This window comes from Thermococcus alcaliphilus (assembly GCF_024054535.1).
GTDB classification, from domain to species: domain Archaea; phylum Methanobacteriota_B; class Thermococci; order Thermococcales; family Thermococcaceae; genus Thermococcus_A; species Thermococcus_A alcaliphilus.
In genome coordinates this window covers 38,963-59,468 of the sequence record NZ_JAMXLV010000021.1, presented here as the reverse complement: position 1 = coordinate 59,468, position 20,506 = coordinate 38,963, and the positions used below count along the sequence as shown (strand labels likewise).

23 protein-coding genes are annotated in these 20,506 nt (G+C 42.1%); 13 read left to right on the top strand and 10 right to left on the bottom strand.

Translation table 11 applies throughout. The features are described from left to right. The first annotated feature begins 130 nt into the window (after positions 1–130). From NF859_RS06840 to NF859_RS06810, 7 genes are all read left to right on the top strand, one after another. On the top strand, positions 131–580 hold the full coding sequence (locus NF859_RS06840) for a hypothetical protein (protein WP_252743587.1): 450 nt from the start codon (positions 131–133) through the stop codon (positions 578–580). 20 nt (positions 581–600) lie between these two features. Then, positions 601–990 (top strand): hypothetical protein, encoded by a 390-nt coding sequence (locus NF859_RS06835; RefSeq protein ID WP_252743586.1) that lies wholly within the window; start codon positions 601–603, stop codon positions 988–990. Between the two features lie 9 nt (positions 991–999). Further along, a complete protein-coding gene (locus NF859_RS06830) occupies positions 1,000–1,710 on the top strand; it encodes a hypothetical protein (RefSeq protein ID WP_252743585.1) in 711 nt (236 codons plus the stop codon). Between the two features lie 123 nt (positions 1,711–1,833). Beyond that, entirely contained in the window at positions 1,834–2,976 is a 1,143-nt protein-coding gene (locus NF859_RS06825) for an RNA ligase (protein WP_252743753.1), read from the top strand. Between the two features lie 48 nt (positions 2,977–3,024). After that, on the top strand, positions 3,025–3,624 hold the full coding sequence (locus NF859_RS06820) for a DUF4443 domain-containing protein (RefSeq protein WP_252743584.1): 600 nt from the start codon (positions 3,025–3,027) through the stop codon (positions 3,622–3,624). Between the two features lie 11 nt (positions 3,625–3,635). Then, complete coding sequence (locus tag NF859_RS06815; protein ID WP_087037583.1) at positions 3,636–4,148, top strand: RNA-binding protein; 513 nt, start codon at positions 3,636–3,638, stop codon at positions 4,146–4,148. After that, positions 4,145–4,591, top strand: a complete 447-nt coding sequence (locus NF859_RS06810; protein WP_087037585.1) for an FAD synthase family protein — start codon at positions 4,145–4,147, stop codon at positions 4,589–4,591. The genes NF859_RS06815 and NF859_RS06810 overlap by 4 nt, the downstream gene beginning before the upstream one ends. Before the next feature lie 51 nt (positions 4,592–4,642). Here the strand turns inward: NF859_RS06810 and ftsZ are convergent, their stop codons facing one another. Next, the gene (gene ftsZ, locus NF859_RS06805; RefSeq protein WP_252743583.1) at positions 4,643–5,890 is read right to left on the bottom strand and encodes a cell division protein FtsZ; all 1,248 of its coding nucleotides are present in this window, start codon (positions 5,888–5,890) and stop codon (positions 4,643–4,645) included. A gap of 20 nt (positions 5,891–5,910) precedes the next feature. Beyond that, positions 5,911–6,102, bottom strand: a complete 192-nt coding sequence (locus tag NF859_RS06800) for a ribbon-helix-helix domain-containing protein (protein WP_058946861.1) — start codon at positions 6,100–6,102, stop codon at positions 5,911–5,913. 207 nt (positions 6,103–6,309) lie between these two features. On the opposite strand from NF859_RS06800, the gene cgi121 reads away from it, so the two are divergent. From cgi121 to rlmD, 6 genes are all read left to right on the top strand, one after another. Next, positions 6,310–6,732 (top strand): KEOPS complex subunit Cgi121, encoded by a 423-nt coding sequence (gene cgi121, locus NF859_RS06795; RefSeq protein ID WP_252743582.1) that lies wholly within the window; start codon positions 6,310–6,312, stop codon positions 6,730–6,732. Positions 6,733–6,865: 133 nt separating this feature from the next. Further along, on the top strand, positions 6,866–8,041 hold the full coding sequence (locus NF859_RS06790; RefSeq protein ID WP_252743581.1) for a pyridoxal phosphate-dependent aminotransferase: 1,176 nt from the start codon (positions 6,866–6,868) through the stop codon (positions 8,039–8,041). Between the two features lie 29 nt (positions 8,042–8,070). Beyond that, positions 8,071–8,334, top strand: a complete 264-nt coding sequence (locus NF859_RS06785; protein WP_042702497.1) for a TMEM165/GDT1 family protein — start codon at positions 8,071–8,073, stop codon at positions 8,332–8,334. 10 nt (positions 8,335–8,344) lie between these two features. Next, entirely contained in the window at positions 8,345–9,547 is a 1,203-nt protein-coding gene (locus NF859_RS06780) for an MFS transporter (RefSeq protein WP_252743580.1), read from the top strand. After that, complete coding sequence (locus tag NF859_RS06775; protein WP_087037591.1) at positions 9,537–9,869, top strand: hypothetical protein; 333 nt, start codon at positions 9,537–9,539, stop codon at positions 9,867–9,869. The genes NF859_RS06780 and NF859_RS06775 overlap by 11 nt, the downstream gene beginning before the upstream one ends. Positions 9,870–9,877: 8 nt before the next feature. Next, positions 9,878–11,122, top strand: coding sequence for a 23S rRNA (uracil(1939)-C(5))-methyltransferase RlmD (rlmD, locus tag NF859_RS06770; RefSeq protein ID WP_252743752.1), 1,245 nt, complete (start codon positions 9,878–9,880; stop codon positions 11,120–11,122). Here the strand turns inward: rlmD and NF859_RS06765 are convergent. The 8 genes from NF859_RS06765 to NF859_RS06730 form a co-directional block, all read right to left on the bottom strand. Further along, the gene (locus NF859_RS06765) at positions 11,109–12,152 is read right to left on the bottom strand and encodes a pyridoxal phosphate-dependent aminotransferase (RefSeq protein WP_252743579.1); all 1,044 of its coding nucleotides are present in this window, start codon (positions 12,150–12,152) and stop codon (positions 11,109–11,111) included. The genes rlmD and NF859_RS06765 overlap by 14 nt on opposite strands. A gap of 125 nt (positions 12,153–12,277) precedes the next feature. Next, positions 12,278–13,561: a sodium-dependent transporter gene (locus NF859_RS06760; RefSeq protein ID WP_252743578.1), complete on the bottom strand. Its 1,284-nt coding sequence runs from the start codon at positions 13,559–13,561 to the stop codon at positions 12,278–12,280. Between the two features lie 216 nt (positions 13,562–13,777). Continuing rightward, positions 13,778–14,347, bottom strand: a complete 570-nt coding sequence (locus NF859_RS06755) for an RNA 2'-phosphotransferase (RefSeq protein WP_252743577.1) — start codon at positions 14,345–14,347, stop codon at positions 13,778–13,780. A gap of 20 nt (positions 14,348–14,367) precedes the next feature. Further along, entirely contained in the window at positions 14,368–15,687 is a 1,320-nt protein-coding gene (locus tag NF859_RS06750) for an NAD(P)/FAD-dependent oxidoreductase (protein ID WP_252743751.1), read from the bottom strand. A gap of 50 nt (positions 15,688–15,737) precedes the next feature. Then, positions 15,738–16,415 (bottom strand): UMP kinase, encoded by a 678-nt coding sequence (gene pyrH / locus NF859_RS06745; protein WP_004066515.1) that lies wholly within the window; start codon positions 16,413–16,415, stop codon positions 15,738–15,740. Between the two features lie 62 nt (positions 16,416–16,477). Continuing rightward, positions 16,478–18,973 (bottom strand): maltodextrin phosphorylase, encoded by a 2,496-nt coding sequence (gene malP, locus NF859_RS06740; RefSeq protein WP_252743576.1) that lies wholly within the window; start codon positions 18,971–18,973, stop codon positions 16,478–16,480. A 91-nt stretch (positions 18,974–19,064) separates the two neighbouring features. Further along, positions 19,065–19,853 carry an energy-coupling factor ABC transporter ATP-binding protein gene (locus NF859_RS06735; RefSeq protein WP_252743575.1) on the bottom strand — a complete coding sequence of 263 codons (789 nt, stop codon included), beginning with the start codon at positions 19,851–19,853 and terminating at the stop codon, positions 19,065–19,067. Beyond that, on the bottom strand, positions 19,850–20,506 hold the full coding sequence (locus NF859_RS06730) for an energy-coupling factor transporter transmembrane component T family protein (protein ID WP_252743574.1): 657 nt from the start codon (positions 20,504–20,506) through the stop codon (positions 19,850–19,852). The genes NF859_RS06735 and NF859_RS06730 overlap by 4 nt, the downstream gene beginning before the upstream one ends.

Sequence of the window (20,506 nt, the reverse complement as noted above, 5' to 3'; positions counted from 1 at the left end):
CGGCCCGCTTCTGGGCCTTTTCTTGATTTTGATAGCGTTAGCTCTCCTTGTTTTGTTTGTGAAGCTCGCTCTAATGCTCATTAGGAGGCTTGTTTGATGAGATTGGAAAGAAAACTGGAAGGTGTTTGATATGGAGAATGTAGTTTACGTAATACCCAACTTGGAATATCACAAGGGCTTCCTCAAGAGCGCCCTTGTAAATCTGGTCGTGACCGACCGGAGGATAATCGTTGCCCATGTGAAGAAGGAGATGATCCAGAAGGCTAGAGAAGAGGCAAAGGCGAGAGGAGACGGTTTCTTCAAGAGGGTTTCTTCCGGCTGGACGATGCACGAACGCTACTATGACATGTCCCCCGAAGAGATTCTTAAAGGGGCCCCGGAGAACTTCTCAATTCCCCTGGATGGGATAAAGGAAGTCAAGCTCAAGAGCGGCAACATTGACGAGGGCAAAAAGGAGGAGATGGAGATAAAGTGGAAAGAGAAGAGCAAGTTCTCCGGGAACATGAACCAGCGGGAGATAAAGAAGAAACTCTCTGATCTCGGCGTTAAGGTCAAGGGAGGAGGTCTCTTCGGGTTTTAGAGGTAATGGAGGTGAGAAATATGGGATTCTTTAAGAAACTGATCCTGGGGTTTTTCATTCTGCTCGTGCTTGGGATAATTGGAGCATTTGGCATGCAGTACTACTACGAGACCTTCTACGAGAAGGTTCCCGTAGAAGTGAAGAGCGATACTGTGAGTGGAGAGGTCTTCTACCTTTCACACACCCTTGAGCCGGGTACGTATAAGATCGAGGCAGGGGGAACGGGCATCGTCAAGGCCATCAAGATACTAGATCCTGACACTAAGGAAATCATTTCAACTTATGAGGATAGCACTAAACTAATCTACGGCTCAGCAAAGCCATTTGTAGTAAGAATTGATTATGCACCGCCGAATCCCGACGAGAGTTACACTGCTACAGTTGGTATATATCTATTGGTAAAAGAGTGAGGTGAGAAAATGAAGAAAGTTTACATGCTCTCGGCTCTGCTGCTCGTGCTAGTAATGCTTGCGAGCGGTTGTGAAAGTCCGGAGGTGAATATTGAGGCAGAAAAAACGCTTACCTTGAACGGGATAACCGTGCACTATTCAGGTGATGTTAGTGCCTCAGAAGCAAAGGCACTTATAAATTTCATAAAGGACACTCTAAATCCCGATGAGATGAGCGTCTATGTGAAAAAAGATAACGGCTATACTGTAGGGTTAGTGACCACTTATACCTCCCCTGAAGAGATAGAAGATTTGCTCAAATTTTATCTCCCCATGATAGCCTCGGAGATGTCACAGGAGGTCTTTGAAGGATCCCATGTGACGCTTCAACTCCTTGATGATCAGAAAAACGTTCTCTTTTCCACGGAGAGCAAATATCACTACGTCACATCCAACAGGATATACGTGTGGTATTCTGGAGTAGGCGAGGACAAAGCAAACACAGTCTTAAACTATGCCCTCTCTCTTGTGGGAGAAGGACCTTGGGACATCATCCTTGAAAAAAGCGGAGATACATATCATGTAAGGGCAATGAGCGGCTTCACAAGCAGGGAAGAAGTAAGTTCTGTGGAGAGTGAATACAAGAAAATGCTCTCTGATCTTGAGAAAGAACTCAACGGAAATGTAGTTCTCCACGTTCTTGATTCAGAGGGGAATGAGATAGCAGTTTTTAACGGCTAATGTGCTTTTGATTTATTTTTCTTTTCTTCTAAGCTTTTGTAGGGATTGAACATTTGGCAGGTCTTGGAAGTAACGTCCAAAAACCTATAAACCTCAAACCAGAAAATAATAATGGTGCTGAGGATGGTGAGTTCCCATTTCAAAAGTCTTCTTCTTGAGCTTGGTATCAGTAGGGAGCGTATTGAGATACTGGAAAGTAAAGGGGGCATAGTGGAGGATGAGTTCGAGGGAATAAGGTACCTTAGGTTTAAGGATTCTACCGGAAGCTTAAGAAGGGGGACTGTCGTTTTTGATTCTCACAACATCATACTTGGCTTTCCCCACATAAAGAGGGTAGTTCATCTGGAAAATGGAATAAAGAGGGTATTCAAGAGGAAGCCCTTCTACGTGGAAGAAAAGGTCGATGGGTACAATATAAGGGTTGCTCAAATTGAGGGAAGAGTTTTTGCCTTTACTAGGGGTGGTTTCGTATGTCCATTCACTACTGAGAGAATTGAAGATTTTGTTAATATGGAGTTTTTTAAAGATTATCCGAATTTGGTTCTCTGTGGAGAAATGGCAGGGCCAGAAAGCCCGTATCTTGTTGAAGGACCACCCTATGTGAAAGAAGACATAGAATTCTTTCTTTTTGACATCCAAGAAAAGAAAACCGGGAAGTCTCTTACTGTGGAAGAGAGGCTTAAAATAGCTGAAGAATATGGGATTCCAAGTGTTGAGGTTTTTGGAGTATATGACATATCAAAAATTGATGAGCTTAAGGAACTCATAGAGCAGCTAAGCAGGGAAAAGAGAGAAGGAATAGTCATGAAAAGCCCCGATATGAAGAAAATCGTAAAGTACGTCACCCCTTACGCTAATGTCAATGATATTAAAATTGGAGCAAGAATTTTCTTTGATCTTCCACATGGATACTTTATGCAGAGAATAAAGCGACTTGCTTTTTATTTGGCCGAAAAGAGAGTGCAAGATGAAGAATTCGAAAAGTATGCAAGAGCTTTGGGGAGAGCACTTCTGGAACCCTTTGTGGAAAGCATATGGGACGTTAGCGCTGGAGAAGAAATAGCAGAAGTTTTTACTGTAAGAGTAAAGCACATAGAAACGGCCTATAAGATGGTATCCCACTTTGAACGTTTGGGCTTAAAGATTCACATAGAGGACATAGAAGAAATGCCCCAAGGTTACTGGAGGATTACGTTTAAGAGAGTTTACCCGGATGCTACAAGGGAAATTAGGGAGCTTTGGAGCGGACATGCTTTTGTTGACTAGCCTAAAGTTTTTATATTTTGCCATTAAATCGAAAACAGAGGTGAAAAGATGGATTGGAAGCGAGGTGCATATCCGGAGTTTAAAATTGAGGATGCTATTGCCGTGCTTTTCTTATTAAAAACACCCAAAGGGCGAAAACAGATTTCTGAAGAGTTGAATCTTGGAGAAGGGACTGTTAGAACGCTTTTAAAGAAGCTTTCCTCAATTGGTCTTGTTGAATCTCAGCAAAAGGGACATTCACTGAGTGAGAAGGGTGTTAAAATCATCCAGGAAATTTCAGAGCTGTTCTCAGAGCCCTTGGAGGTAACTCCCCTCGAAGGTTTTGTGACATATGCACTCGTCGTGAGAAACCCTCCGGAGTTTAAGAGTATAGAACTTAGAGACGAGGCAATTCGTTTTTTCGCTAAGGGCGCCATGATTTTAACAGTACAGAACGGTGAGATAGTTTTTCCAGAGGATGGAAGGCCTCTAAGGGAAACCCTCCCTGAACTTTCCGAGGATCTTAAAAAGCTCCCTATTGAAAATGGTGATCTTGTAATTGTTACGTGGGCTGAAAATAAAGCAGATGCTTTGAAAAGTTTAATTCATGTCGCATTGAGCCTGAAAGGGGAATTATTGCCAGAAGAAATCAAAAAGCTTGTTGAGTGAGGTGTTCTGAGATGAAAATAAAACATCCATTGAGCAAGAAAGAAGTCAAGAAGATAATGGAAGAGATGGCTAGAATCTTCGGAGAAGAAGTGGCCGAGAAGTTAATATCAAAAAATGATCAAGTTCTGGTGGGTGAGTTTGATAAGACTACCCAGATTTTGTTTGTTAACGGAAAGCCTCGCTTTATACGGAGGGAGAAGCTTATATTTCCACTGGTGATAACTCTGTACGAGATTTCCGACAAGGAAGATTTAAGAAAATGGAAGCGTAGAGTCGTTGTCGATCAGGGTGCTGTTCCATACATATTGAATGGCGCCGATGTGATGGCTCCGGGTATAGTTGACGCAGATGAGGGAATAAAAGAGGGCGATTTTGTGTTTGTAGTGGAGGAGGAATATGGGAGGCCGTTGGCAATTGGGATCGCATTGATGGATGGAAAAACTATGAAGGAGAAAACGAAGGGGAAGGCTGTGAAAGTGATACACCACGCAAAAGATAAAATTTGGGAGTTGACTGCGGTATGAGTGAAAAGAAAAAGATAAGAGTTGTTGTTGGAGGTGTTTTCGATATTCTCCATGTGGGACATATCCACTTTCTGAAAAAGGCGAAAGAGCTGGGAGATGAGCTTATAGTAATAGTAGCTCACGATGAAACGGTAAAAGAAAGAAAAGGCAGACCACCGATAAACTCTATGTACGAAAGGGCTGAGCTCTTAAAGGCGCTCAAGATGGTGGATGGAGTTGTAATTGGGGAACCGGAGCACATAAGTTTCGAACTTGTTAAAAAGCTTAATCCAGATGTTATTGCCTTAGGTCCAGATCAGAACTTCGACTTGTGTGCCCTAAAAGAAGAACTCAGAAAGCATGGCATCGAGGCAGAAGTTATTAGAATACCCTACGCATACAAGACGGATGTCGCTAAGACAAGCAAAATAATTCAAAAAATAGTAGAAATATTTTGCGAGTGATTTTAGCAACTTCTGATTTTACCCCTTTTATGATTATAAAGGGTAAAGGATTTAACTTAAGTCGTAATCTACGGCTCCCTTTACAATCCTCTCAATTTCGGGGTTAACAACTACGTTGGCCTTTTTCTTTCCTGAAACTTCGTCAAATAGGTTTTCAAGCTCTGAGTCCTTGTTTATCTTCCTGGTTATTGGATTTGAGATTATCACGTTGTCCTCTGTTGTTAATGCATTAACATCGCTGCTGAGGATGTGAGGGGATCTTACTCCCGTCATTATTACCATTGCCCTAACAACCTTTCCAAGCTCTTTGTCAATTCTCGCTCCCCATTTTATTTCTGACTTTGCTCCGAGCTTTTCATATACAATCTGCATGGCGTCGTTTATCTCTCCAAGGCTGACGTCTGGACCAACTGTAAAGTGCACTAATGCGGCTTCCCCACTTCCAAACTCCACTTCAAGCATTTTGTTGCTCAAGGCGTTATTTACGGCATCGACGGCTCTCTTGTTTGAGTCGCTCTCGCCTATTCCAATTAACGCAGCACCACCGTTTTTCATGACGCTGTACACATCCGCAAAGTCTATGTTTACCATGGAGGGGAGCATTATTGTTTCTGTTATACCCTTAACCATTCTCGCTATTATTTCATCGGCAAATCTAAATGCGGCTGAAATTGGGAGCTTTGGCACCAATTCAAGAAGTTTGTCGTTTTCTATTATCACAACAGTGTCTGAATACTTTAGAAGGGCTTGTATACCTGCTTTTGCTTTTTCAATTCTCCTTGTCCCTTCGTTTTTGAAGGGGTATGTCACAACACTCACAACAAGCGGCTCTTGGATTCTTCCAGAGTTTCTTGCCTCCTCTTTTATAACTCTAGCAACAACAGGTGCCGCTCCTGTTCCTGTTCCATTACCCATACCAGCGGTTATGAACACAAGATCAACATCTCTAACTGCCTCTGCTATTTCATCTCTACTGGCCTCTGCAGCCAAATATCCAATTCTTGGGTTTCCACCCGAGCCCTTTCCATGAGTGATGTTCTTTCCGAGGAGGATTCTTTTATGGGCCTTTGTTCTTGAAAGATGCTGGGCATCGGTGTTCATGGCTATTAATTCTGCTCCTTCAACCCCCAGTTCATACAGTCTTGTTATTGTATTGTTTCCAGAACCGCCAACACCTATAATTGCTATCTTAATGAAAGATCTAGAAGTTTCCAGATCACTGAGGGCTTCTTGTGTTTTGCTACCGTTGTTATCCATATCCAAATCAATACCAGCTTGTTCTAGCAGTTTAAACACCATCTTAATTCCCCCCAATATTCTTATTCAACCACGTATTCTGGAAGTTCCTTTTCTCCTGCCTCTGTTGTGTACAATTCCTTCTTTATGAGTTCCCTGATAGCTTCCCGAATTGCTTCACTTCTGTTGGGATACACCCCTCTTTTGACTAAGACATCAAGAGCATTTATGAGTCCCTGTGGCAGCTGGACACTAATGATTCTCATCTTTGCCATTCTGCCCACCATTACATGAGTGCATCTAACGTATATCTAGTTTTAATTAGTTAAATACTTTTTGCCTCTGCTTTAATATTGGCATATTATTAATTTCAAAAATTTTTAAAAAAATTGGAAGATAATTAAAATATTTTTATTGAGTACACATTTCTGTATAAGCAAAAAATTTAATAAACAACGAAGCAATAAGCTTGGGGAGATAGAATGAAGGTATTAAACTACGGCACAATTAAGATCGCAATTGCAAAGATTTTGCTCGATGATATTGCAGATATTTTTGAAATTCTCCCAGATAATGTCCAAATATTGAACGTAAAATGTTGGGAACAGGTAGCTTTTTCTACTATATTGGCCCTAAAATCGTTTGAAAGAAAAACAAACAAAGCGAAAACAATTAAAGGGGAGATACTTCTTAGGGCAAGTGGAACACTTCAGATCAAAGATGCTATTAAAGCGGTGGGGGCAAAAAAAGGCGAGAACTTCATAGTAGCATTTGGAGACAATGCAGAAAAAGTTCTCCAAGAAATACTTTCAAAGATACCTGCGGAAGAGATACCATTCAATGACTGTGAAAAAGAGGAAGTAAAAAAACTCTTTGAAAAGGCTGCTTTAGTCGATGTTCTCTAATACCGGCGTGTTCACTTATTTTCTGGCAAAATTTCGAAGAATTTTTATTATTTGTGCCCAGTTTTGAAACTTTTCTCTCGATAAATTTATAAGAATTTGGCATCACTCATAAATGCTCTTGGAGGGATGAATCATGCGTTATAAAAAGCATAAATATTTCGTTGCGGGTCGTATAAATCTTATCCAGAGATCAAAGATTAGGGAGCTTTTTGAAAGGGCATCAAAGATGCAGAACGTCATTTCCCTCGGAATAGGCGAACCAGATTTCGAAACCCCTCAAAATATAAAGGAAGCAGCAAAGAGAGCTCTCGACGAGGGGTGGACTCACTATACACCAAATGCAGGTATTCCAGAGCTTAGAGAGGCAGTTTCGGAGTACTATAAGAATCACTACGGATTGGATGTCTCAGCAGAAAGGGTAATCGTAACGGCTGGAGCTTATGAAGCCACTTACCTTGCCTTCGAAACTCTGCTGGAAAATGGTGATGAAGTAATAATCCCCGATCCGGCTTTTGTATGCTATGTTGAAGATGCAAAGGTTGCAGAGGCGAAGCCGGTTAGGCTGCCCCTAAAAGAAGAGAACGGCTTTCAACCTGATCCAGATGAGCTTCTTGAACTTATTACCAAGAGAACGAGAATGATTGTGATTAACTACCCGAATAATCCCACTGGTGCAGTTTTGGATGAAGAAGTTGCAAAGGCTATAGCGGATATTGCTCAAGACTACAACATTTACATTCTTAGTGATGAGCCCTATGAGCACTTTCTATACGATGGGGCAAAGCATATACCAATGATAAAGTATGCCCCCGATAATACAATCCTGGCAAACAGTTTTTCAAAAACTTTCGCAATGACCGGATGGCGCTTAGGATTTGCAATAGCTCCGGAAGAAATAATAAGGGACATGATAAAACTCCACGCTTATATCATCGGAAACGTTGCCTCTTTTGTCCAGGTTGCGGGAGTTGCGGCCCTTAGGGAAGAGGCAAGCTGGAAAGCTGTGGAAGAGATGCGCAGGGAATATGCGGATCGGAGAAAACTCGTTTTAGAGCATTTAAAAGAAATGCCCTATATAAAGGCTTTTGAGCCAAAAGGAGCATTTTATATTTTTGCCAACATAAGGGACACGGGAATGAAAAGCGAGGAGTTTGCAGAATGGTTGTTGGAGAAGGCAAAAGTAGTTGTTATTCCAGGAACGGCTTTTGGACCTAATGGCGAAGGCTACATCAGAATAAGCTATGCAACAAGCAAGGAAAAGCTCTTAGAGGCTATGGAAAGAATGAAAAAAGCTCTTGAGGAGCTTTAGTTCTTTAATATTCTTTTTGAGGTGGTAACGTGAAGGAGATCCTTTATGTCTTTGTTGCAATATTCCTTGCAGAATTGGGAGACAAGACTCAGTTAGCCACAATTGCCTTTGCTTCTAAGTATGGGTGGATCAAGGCATTTTTAGGGGCAATTTTTGGTTTAGCATTGGTCAATTTGATTGGGGCAGTTTTAGGGGACAAAATAGGCGATGCATTGCCCCTTGAAGTTATTCACAAGGGAGCCGGCATTTTGTTCATTGTCTTTGGAGTACTGATGCTGCTTGGAAAGCTGTGAGGTGATAACTATGAAACGCTGGAAATCCGTTATATTGGATACGCTGGTCATGACTGCAGGATTTGGAACTTTAAGCATGATGAGTGTTGCAAAGCCGGATATAATTTCCCACTTTGGGATAAGTGCCGAGGCTTATGATCTCCAGCACGTGGCATATGTGTTTGGTCTTTTTATAGCGTTCTTGCTTGGACACACAAGGCTCTACGAAGGGAGTTTCAAAAGAAGTGTTGCTATAGCTCTCAGCTTTGCAGCGATACCCCAAGCTTTGATCCCTTATGTTGGGAACTGGTATTTGGTGGTCTTTCTCAGGTTTATCCAGGGTTTTGTTGTGAGCTTGGTTCCCCTGTTCAGCACCCAGATAGCCAATTACTTTGTCGCAGAAAGGCCGTTTGCTAAAGGTATTATCCTTTCAGGTATATTTTGGGGAGGCGTTTTTGGTTCAATGAGCGCCAAATATCTGGTAAGTGCCTTTGGATGGAAAACGGCTTTCCTGATAACGGTTGCTATAATGTATGCCGTTCTTTTGATATGGTGGCTATTTACGGAGGACTTTGAGATAATTCACAAAAAAGAAGGTAGAGACAAGGTAAACATCTGGAAGATGAAATTTACATGGGTGCTTGGATTCACTTTCTTCCCAGCACTATGGGTTATCTTCACAATTGTTGGTTTCTCATCCTCCCTGGGATACGAAGCCGGTTGGAGCAAAAACCAAGTAGCCACTTTAAGCACGAATCTTAACATATCAAAAGCCCTTTGGTCAATAATTATGGGATTCGTTGGCTTCCAGCTTTCCAAGAAAAATCCAAGTCCAAGAGGCCTCTTTAAGGCCATCGTTCAGGTTATGATACTTTCCTACGCTATGGCGTTTGTTGGGTTAAGCGTTTACTCTAGGGCAATGCTTCAAGGGAATTACTCATTAGCATTAGCTTCAGTATGGCTTATTGGTGCTCTTCAAGGTACAGGGCCGGCATTCTGGACTTCTGCTCCAGCAACTTATCCAAAGAGCATTTATCCTCGGGCATCCTTTGCTTTGGGACTAATTTCTAACTCAGCAAATGCAATTGCTCCCTCTATAACGGAAGCCCTAGCAAGGCATAGTGAAGCATTAGCACTCGCAGAGCTTGCTTTTATGCCAATACTAGGAATATTGACTTTAATAGCAGTGTCGAGAATGAAGCTACCTGTGGAGGAACTCGGAGATGAGGCTTAAACCCGTTGTTTCTCTCTTCTTTTTCTTAATGGGAGTATATTTTGCTGGAATGGGCGTGTTGAGTTCAAGTGAGAGATCAACTGCGCTTGGGTTTTTTATAATCGCTCTGATTCACTTCCTTATTCTATTGGGGATTTTGCTAAGCAGGGAGATTGTTATCCAAATAGGGACATATATAACACTTCTGGACCTTATCTTTGGCATACTGTGGGTATTAGTAAGCTTTGAGCCCGCATCTGCTAGTTTAACTTTTCTGGCAGCAATTTGCCTTGTGCTGATAACCAGCGACGAATTTAAAAATGAAATAAAGTTTGGTTATTAATGAGGGTAATGAAAGGAAAGGGGTACATAACGGAGATAAGTCCAGACGGCTATGGGCTTTTGAAGCTGAAGAAAGAGGTTTATGTTCCTTACACTGTTATTGGAGATTTTGTGGAGGTTAGAAAAACATTCAGGAGGTTTGGACGTTTAATCGCGAAAGATTTCACAGTTCTTGAGGAGTCACCTTTGAGACAAAATCCGAGATGTCCCTATTTTGGAAGGTGTGGAGGCTGTTTTTGGCAGCACGTAAAGTACAAAGAACAGCTGAACCTTAAGATAAAACTCTTTGAGAAGATGACCGGAATTATGGCCCCAATAAAAGGTTCTCCCAAGCTTTGGGGCTTTAGAAACATAAGCAATTTTATTGTTTCAACGGAAGGCATTGGATTCAAGCAGAGGAACTCTCAACGTATTGTGAACATTAAGCAGTGCCCCGTTTTTTCTAACCGTACTTCGAGGTTCATAAAGGCTTTAAAACAGTTCATGGAGGAAGAAAAACTTTCCCCGTGGGATCCAAAAAAGAAAAGCGGCGATGTTCACTACCTTTCCGTTAGAGAGGGGAAGTTTACCGGGGAAACTATGGTGAACCTAATTGCACACCTTGAAAAAGCCTCACAAAGCTTCCCTGATTATTTTGACTTCGCAGATTCCATCTATTGGAGCTTTAAAGAAGATCCTAAAGACGACCCTAAAGGCATACCAAAACTTGTAAGTGGGTCTCCGTTTATAAAGGAGAAAATTGAGGGAACTATTTACTTGATACATCCAAACAGCTTTTTCCAGACAAATTCCTATGCCCTTTCCATACTTTTGAGGACTGTTTTAAATTTTGTTGAAGGGGAGAAAGTTCTTGACCTTTATTCTGGTGTGGGAACCTTTGGAGTGTTTTTAGCAAAGGAAGGAATTAGGGTTAAGGGAGTTGAAATAAACCCCTTTGCAGTTGAAATGGCAAATAAAAACGCTGAAATAAACGGTGTGGAAGCAAATTTTTTGGTAGGGGATGCCGAATCTTTCCCGATAAGAGATTACAATACAGTTATTGTCGATCCTCCACGAAAAGGTTTGAAAGATGGCGTAAAAACCCTAAAAAGAGAGAAACCAGAAAACATCGTTTATGTCTCATGCAACCCGCAAGCATTTAGCAAAGATTATTCCCACTTGAAGGAGATTTACAAGGTAGAGGATGCCATTTTAGTTGATATGTTCCCACATACTTCTCACATGGAGGCAGTTATAAAGCTCAAGCGGCGTTGATTTTCTTTATAAATTCTTCTGCACTTTTGGGAATCCTTATTCGAACATAGCTGTTGTCAAGGTTCATGAATTCCTCACCTGGTACTGTTAAAATCCCCTTACTGAGGAAATATTGGTAAGTATTGCCATTTCCACCACAAAGGAATATTGGTGTTGATTTGTCAGTTTTTGCGATGTGAAAGTTTTTACCTAATGTTCTCATGAGCTTCTCCTTGTTTTTTCTTGTCTGCTCTACCGTTTTTCTTAGAAAATCTTGATCCTCTAGGGCCTTTAAAGCGGCAACAAGTGAAATCGTTGTTACCGAAAAAGGAAAGTCAACTTTGGAAATTGCCTTTTTCATCTCATCGCCTTTAACAATGCAATATCCAATCCTCAGACCAGCCAGCCCAAATCCTTTAGAGAAAGACCTTGTAACGAGGATGTTTGGAAACTCAAGGTTTATTGCTGAATTTTTCTTGCTCATAAACTCTCCGAAAGCTTCGTCTACTATCACCACTACACTTTTTCTCTCTGCCACTTCTGCAATTTCCTCAATTTGTTTTAGCTTTAAGACCTGCCCTGTGGGGTTATGTGGATTGTCGATATAAATGAATGAGGTCTTTTCTGTTATCTTCTCTATTATCTCCCCAACGTCTATTGTAAAGTCGTTTTCTTTTCTAAGGGGGACATACTCGTAAACTGCCCCGTTTAATCGTGCGTCGTTGATATATGGAAGAAACTGTGGAGCGTAACCAAGGACGACTGAACCCGGGGAGAGGAGCTTGTTGATCTTCTGAAGACATCCCATGGAACCTGTCCCTAAGAAAATTTGTTCGCTTTTTACACCCCAATACGCTTTTATAGCCTCTTTGAGCCTTTCCTCTTCCCTTGGGTAGGGATAAACAGCTTGAGGGCGGATGTTTTTAATCTCCTCAATCACTCTGCTAGAGCACCCAAATGGGTTGTATGCGAGGGCACAGTCCAAGTATTCCCCTTTTGGCAGGTTTTTCCCGTAGTCTTTACCTATCTCTTCAATGTCCTTTGGAAGCATCAATATCACCAAAAATAAAAATTAAGGGGTTGAGGCCTTTGAAAGTTTGTAAAGAGCCCATATCAAAGGTCCATAGACTATGAGCACTACAAACAGGGCTATTATGTACACTGCATCCATTTGGATCACCCCAGCAGGAATTGTGAAATGTATATTACAGCTATCACTATTGGGTATAGGAACTTTACCCAGGGCTTCCAGAGTTCTGGCACATCTATCAGGGCTCCTTTTTTAAGTTCCTCATATGCTTTGTCTACTCCAAGCTTTATCAGTGCTAGAGCGGCTATTAAAGCTCCCAATGGCCCTATGTAAACCGTTGAGATGTTAATCAGCCACTCAAAGTAGGATGGATTAACTGCAGAAGGTGCCCCTACTAGGAAAGTTAAGAGCCCCAAGAGGATTGAAGCGTTCCTTCTGCTCATGTTGAGCTTTGTAATAGCTGAGTCTACATAAACTTCGAGCATTGAGACCGTTGAAGAAAGCCCGGCGAATATTAGCAAGAGGAAGAATAATGCGCCAAAGAACATTCCTCCAGGCATTTTCTGGAATACCATTGGTAACGTTACGAAAACTAACCCTGGACCGGCTGTAGGCTCAAGACCAAACGAAAAAACCGCAGGAAATACTAGAAATCCAGCTGTAACGGCTACCGCTGTATCCCCAAAGGCCGTTGCTATTGCTGATAATGGGATGTCGTCTTTCTCTTTTAGATAACTTCCGTAAACTACCATTGTAGTTCCTAAGACGCTTAAGGAAAAGAACATCTGCGACAGGGCTATCATCCAAGTTTTTCCACTCATCACTTTGCTCCAGTCTGGAAGGAGATAGAACCTCAAACCTTCATACGCATTTGGCAATGTAACGCTCCTTATCGTTAATATCACCAGTAGCACAAACAGAGCAGGCATCATGACCTTGTTTGCCCTTTCAATTCCCTTTTGAACGCCCATAGCTACTATGGCTACCGTTATTGCTATCACGATAAACTGCCATAAGATAGCCTCTTTACTGAAGGCTAGGCCGTCAAAAAACGCCCCTGGATTAACTCCCGTCAGTTCTCCTGTTAGAGAGGCTATGAAATACCTAAGTATCCATCCAAGCACCAGGGAATAGAAGGCAAATATCATGACCATTATCGCATTTACAAGTATTCCAAGGTATTTTCCTCCCGGCAGTGTTTTGGCAAATGCCTCTATGGGCCCTCCTTTAGTTGCCCTTCCCAGAGTCCACTCCACTGTAAGGCCAACTACTCCCACTGCAAAAAGCAACACTAAGTATGGAAGCAAGAATGCCGCTCCACCGTAGAGACCTGCTCTCATTGGGAACATCCAGATGTTTCCTAGCCCTACTGCACTTCCTACTGCAGCTGCAACAAACCCTACTCTACTTCCCCAAGTTTCTCTTGCCACAAACTACACCTCCAAAAGGTTTTATTGGATCAGCGCCAAAAACAATCCCTACCTTGAATTAATAATAGAAGAGGTTCACCAACTATACTCCCAAAAACACTCACTCCTGAACGTCATAGGGCATCAACGCATTAGAATGTTCTTCCCCTATAAAAATATTTTCCAGTTTTGTTTGTCATTATGTCAAAAAAGTCGAAGCTGAATAAGGGTTTTTGGTTATTCGTAGAGAATTATGCACTCAGGAGGAACAAATTTAATTATACGAACATTCTTCCCAGCTTTGTAAATTCTGTAGCCTTTTTTCCTCAGACATTCAGCATCTACCAAGATAGCCACCACATCTCGTCCATACCTACGCCCTGTTTCGTAGGCCTCTTCTTTGCTTGTTGTTAGATGGACAAACTTTCTTTTCATCGATTTTATGCCTTCTTTTAGTATCTTTTCAAGGTTTCTTCGAGGAGTTCCATGATAGAGAACCTTAACTTCAACATCTTCCTCATGATCCAAAGAAACATCAAAAGTGTGTCCGTATCTGGCTCTTATTTTGTTTCCTCTAGTCTCAAACCTGCCCTTTGGGTCGTTCTCGATTATCCAGAGGAGGTGCTCTTTTTCTACCCATGGATAGGACTTTTTAACAGCCCTGACAACCTCTTCAATATTGGCGAAACCTTCTTCATCTACCTCAACGTCAAATTCCCAAGGAGCGTGCCTTAAGATGTAGCTCATTAGTTTGCTAATTTTAATCCTTTCTCTGCTCCTCAAGAACTCGTCTTTGCTCCTCATCATTTTAAAAAATAGAAAAAGGATCATTTAAACTTTCTCAATGCCATTTCAGCTGCGACTGTAATCGGGTCTATTGTGGGGCTTATCGGAGGAGCGTAGGCAGTTTCTCCATAGGCTATATCCTCCACCGTTGCCCCCTTCTGAGCGGCAAAGCTAAGAGCCATTATTCTGCCCCATACCCTCTCTCCACCAACTATCTGAGCTCCTATTAATCTCCTGTCTTTCTTTCTAAAGATCAGCTTCACGGTTATTGGTTTTCCTCCGGGATAATATTCTGGCTTTGTTGAGCCCTTGAATTTGCCCACAACGACGTCAATTCCTTCTTTACTTGCCCTCTCTTGAGTTATCCCAAACGTCCCAATTTCTAAGTCAAAGAGCTCAGTTATGGCAGTGTTAAAAACGGGTCTGAATTTTACGCCTTTTCCAAAGACATTTTCCGCCGCCACCTTTGCCATTCTTACTGCCGTAGTGCCGAGTTGGCTTAGCGTTCTTTTTCCCGTAACCGCATCGAAGACCTCAGCACAATCTCCAATGGCATAGATGTCGGGATCGCTTGTTCTAAGGTATTCATCAACAACAATCCCTCTGTTAACTTCCAATCCGGCTTTTTGGGCAAGATCGACGTTAGCCCTTACACCAGTTGCCACAAGAACAAGATCTGCTTCAATCTCTTCTTCTCCTATTTTAACAGCTCTCACAGGGTTTCCAAGAATCTCACTTACTGCAACGCCGAATTTAAACTCTATTCCCCTTTCCTCAAGATGGGACTGGACTATTGAGGCAATATCCTTGTCCAGCATTGTTGGGAGCAAATGCTCGAGCAGTTCGACAACAAGAACTTCCAGTCCGAGCTCCCTAAATGCCACCGCCCCTTCTAATCCTATCAAGCCCGCTCCGATCACAACGGCTTTTCTTGGTTTTCTTTCCTCCAGATATGCTTGGATTTTCTTTACGTCCTCCATTGTCTTTAGGGTAAAGACCCCCTCACTTTCCACGCCCTTTATTGGAGGAACAAACGCTTTAGAGCCTGTGGCAAGGATGAGCTTATCATAAGGGACTTCACCTTTGTCTGTAATCACGACCTTCCTTTCTCTGTCTATTTCCTTTGCCTCAGTGTCCAACATCATCTGAATCTTCTGTTTTTCGTAGAATTCGTTTGGAAATACTATGATGTTTTCCAGCTTTGGTATCTTCCCGCTTAAAACAAAGGGCAACGCACATGGAGAATACTGCATTGTTTTTTCTTTTCCTATCACGATGATTTCCGCTTTTCTATCAAGCTTCCTTGCAAAGAGGGCAAAATTACTTCCTGCTGTTCCGGAACCGATAACCACTATTCTCATAATTATCACCAAATAGGAGAAAAGCCAGAGAGTATAAAAAAATTGTGAACTCAAGGTTCAACTAGAGTGCCCTTGTGTTTGCCCTTTATTGCGTCGAAAAGGTTTCTTGCATCATCCTTACCGATAATTAGGGTTCTTATTTTGCCCCTCTGAATGAATTTAGCCGCTAACGCATCAACAACACCACTTCCACCTGCTTTGCTCTCGCTCTGCATAGCTATTTCCACGAGCTTCTCAGTTGAAATCCTCTCCAGCTTCTTTGCGTTTGGATTCTTTTTAGGGTCGCTATCGTAAACGCCATCAACGTTTGTTATAACCACCAGCAAATCTGCTTGGAGATACTCGGCTAAGAGAGCAGCAACGGCGTCTGTTGTATGTCCGGGATGCGTTCCACCCATTATGGGTATCTTTTTGAGTTGCATTACTTCCCACGCTTTTCTAAAATCGCTCACCACAAACGGGTACGCTTTTTCTCTGAGTGCCGCTATTAAGAGCATTGCGTTGGCCCTTGTTATGTGTATTCCGATATAGTCTTTGAATGTTTCATTTGGAGTAAAAGCCTTTGCGGCGTGAATGTATTCTCTTGCCACTTTTCCTCCTCCGACGACGACTGCTACCTCGTGATCTTCGCTGATTTTTGTCAGCTGATAGGCAATCTCCTCTATAAATTCAACATCAGGCTTGTCGGGAACTAGAACAGAGCCTCCAATGTCGAATACTATCCTCATGGTAACCCTCCATAAGTAGGAGCCCTTTGCTTTATAACGTTTTCCAAAATTAAAATAAAAAGTCAGAGCTCAAAAAATCCCTTCCATTTGATAAGACCAAGTAGAAACTTGTGGGGGAGCTTGTCGTGGTATGGATAAACTCTAACGGCATAGTGCCAGCAGGGATGGCCGAGATTTTTGAGTGCGTTCCCTTCATAGCGGTAAAGCCATCTGTTGCCTCCGAGACTTTGAGGGTGTTTAAGCTCTATGACGTAGGGTTTTTCTATTGCGTATCCTTCTGCTTTGACTCCATAATAAATTTCAACCTTTACATCCTCTGGGCTTAGGCCGTCGAGGTTTACTATAACTTCAACTCCAGTGGCATCATGGGTTATAATGCGCTCTATCTCTACTTTATCCCAAGAGTTGAAGATCTTCGCTTTCCACGATGCAATTTCCCTTGCTGCTTTAAAGCTGTCTCTCTGGAGAAGGATAGCATTTGCCAGAGCTTTTGAGTAGAACTTGTCGACGTACTCTTTTACCATTCTGTGGGTGCTGAACCTTGGTGCAATGCTCTTTATGCTCTCCTTCATCATGTAAATCCATCTTGCCCTGTTCTCGTAGTATGTGGGGATTACTTCATTTTCGAGAAGGTTATAGAGGCTCTGAGCGTCTCTAATGTCATCTTTCTCTGTTTCCGGTTCGAGACTTTCATCTCCTATGACCCATCCGTTTTTGCCGTTGTAACCTTCGACCCACCATCCATCATAGACGCTCAAATTCAAAACGCCGTTTAAACCTGCTTTCATTCCACTGGTTCCGCTTGCTTCTAGTGGTCTTCTTGGATTGTTGAGCCACACATCGACCCCTGCCACCATGGCCCTTGCAGAGCCCATATCGTAGTTCTCAAACACTATGATTTTGTTCTTAAATTCAGGCATCTGGGATACTTCATAGACCCTCCTGAGGAACTCCTTGCCTGCTTCATCCCTTGGGTGAGCTTTTCCTCCAAAAATTATATACACTGGTCTTTCTGGGTTGTTAACTATCTTTTTCAGCCTCTCCAAATCGGTTAAAATTAGCGTCGCTCGTTTATAGGTTGCGAAACGCCTTGCAAAGCCTATTATTAAGGCATTCTCATCTATTTCGGGGAGGGGTTCTTCAATCCCAAGGCGCTCGTTTCTCTCTTTTATCTTCCTTTTGATGAGTTCTATAAACTCTCTTTTTGCCTTTAAATGAGCTTCCCAGAGTTCCTCATCTGGAATTCTCTCCACTCCATACCAGAGACCCTCGAGCTCTGCATAATCTCTCCAGACTCTCCCAATATACCTATCGACGAGCTTCTTTATCTCGTTATGAAGCCATGTTTTTGTGTGAACGCCGTTTGTGATGCCCTCTACCGGAATCTCGTCTAAAGGAACACCGTTCCAGAGGTGTCTCCACATTTCTTTAGTTACCTTTGAATGGAGCTTACTCACAGCGTTTACATAGCTCGAGGTTCTTATTGAGAGGAGGGTCATGTTAAACTGATCTCCCTCTTTGCCTAAATTAAGGAATTCATCCTTTGGAAGGCCTTCAAGGAATTTGGCAAGTCTTTTCTCAACTTCTGCTATTGGGAATTTGTCATGTCCAGCTGGCACGGGAGTATGGGTTGTAAAAATCGTTGTGCCCCTTACGACAGTTAAAGCTTCCAAAAAGTTTAGACCTTCCTCCATATACCATGCTATTCTTTGGAAGTTTGCAAACGCTGGATGTCCTTCATTAAGGTGGATAACAGCTGGATTAATTCCCAGCATTCTTAAAAGCCTCATTCCACCAATACCTAGAAGTATCTCCTGCTTTATTCTCTTGTCTATCTCAGCGTTGTAGAGGTAGTCACAGATGCTCCTATCATCCGGAGAGTTTTGAGGAACATCAGTATCGAGAAGATACAACTTTACCCTACCGACATTGACTTCAAAGGCTCTTGCATATACTATTCTATCCTCTATTGGCACTTCTATGAGGAGTGGCTCTCCTTTCTCTGTGGTTAGGGGCTTAATCGGCATCTCCTCTGGGTTGTACTCTGGAAACACCTCTATCTGTCTTCCGTCTTTGTCGATTTCCTGTTTGAAATATCCGTGCTTATAAAGGAGGCCTATACCTATAAATGGTATTCCCAAATCGCTTGCCGTCTTTATGTGATCACCGGCGAGTATTCCAAGTCCACCGGAATAAATTGGGAGGCTCTTGCTTATCCCGTACTCCATACACAGATATATTACGGGCTCTTCCCATTTTGGATAATTGGTTGAGAACCATGTGCTTTCTGGGTTCATGTAATGCCTGAACTGATCAATTACGAGTTCATAGAGGTTTATAAAATCATCATCTTTTGAAAGCTCCTTTAATCTCTCCTCTGGAGTATCGAGGAGAAGTTTAACAGGATTTTTATATTTCCGCCAGTGTTCGGGATCTATTTTTTCCCAGAGTTTTGTGGCTCTCCTATTCCAGCTCCACCAGTAGTTATAGGCTAGATCCAAAAGACCTTCCAAATTTTCTGGGAGTTTTGATTTTATCTGATTAACAACAGTTTCCATGATATCACCCCACAAGCTTATGCAACTTTGTTACTCATTCGCAGTGATACATTATAAGGATTTTGGAGAAAATAAAAAGCGACGAGCGAATTCATATTAGAACCTTTTTGAGCTTCCTTTTTGCTTCTTCTATGCTCTTGGGTATTTCCAGTCCAAGACTTGAGAATAAATCTACCAGGGGAGGAACATCTAAATTATGATCTCTGAGAAGGTCTGCGTTTCCTAAAATCTCCTCTGGACGTCCAACTTTTATAACTTTGCCTCCATCTAAAAGGGCTATCCTGTCGCAGAGTGTAAGATACTCAGCTTCGTGAGAGGATAAGATTATAGTCTTTTCTCCTCTGAATTTCTCAATTAACTCCCTCAACATTTTCTTTCCCCGGAAATCAAGGTTAGCGAAGGGTTCATCAAACACTAAAATCTCCGGTTCCATTGCAAGTACTGTCGCTATTGCTACCCTCTTTTTCTCTCCAAAGCTAAGTTCTTTTGTTTCTCTGTTTTTATATCCCTCCATACCAACAAGCCTTAGGGCTTTTTCAACCCTTTCTTCTAATTCTCTTCCCCGCAAACCAAGATTGTAAGGGCCGAAAGCAACATCGTCAAATACCTTGGGGGAAAATAGCTGGTCGTTTGGGTCTTGAAACACTATTCCAACTATTTTTCTAACTTCTTTTGGATTTTTATTGACTTCTATCCCGTTTACAATAACTTTGCCCGTTTTGGGTTTCAATATGCCGTTTAGATGCATTATAAGGGTTGATTTCCCTGCTCCATTTGGGCCCAGAATTCCAAATACCTCCCCGTCGTTTATTTTAAGTGAAATACCCCTCAGCACTTCTCGGTTGTTATACGAGAAATGGATGTTCACGAGTTCTATCAAAGCAACGCCACCCCCAATGCGATTAGGGTTAGAACTATGGGTTCAACTCTTCTTTCTTCTGCTACTTTGGGAAATTCTCCAAAGCCCCTCGAAAGCATTGCCCAGTGTATTCTCACACTTCTCATGTATGCTCTGGCAAATATCTCGCCTATAAGCATTCCTAGCTTTTTATAGTACTCTATTTTTCCAATGTTAAATGCTCTAGAATCAAGTGCCCTTTTCATCCTAAGGGCCTCTTCTTCAAAAAGTTCAAGATATCGATAGGTGAATGCAAGAGTTAGCACCAGTATTCGCGGAAAGCGAAGGGTTTCCATCTCGGCTAATATGTAAGGGAATCCCAAAGAATTTGAGACTACAACAACAGCGGAAGATGAGAGAAAGGCCTTTCCAAGTAGGATGGAGAATCTTTGAAGGCCCTCGTAGGTTATTACTCCAAGGGGAGTCACTACTACGGGCTTTCCTGGTATAAATAACGCCAGAATAAAGAGTAGTCCCTCAAAGCCCAAAAGAAATCCCAAATGTTTAAAAAGCGCTCTTTTTGGTTTGAGTAATAATATCAAAGCCATCAGCACTGGGAGAAAATAAAACAGCTCAACTAAGCTTGTTCTTGTAACGATCAGCAGTGCATAAATAAAAATAAAAATGAGGTACAA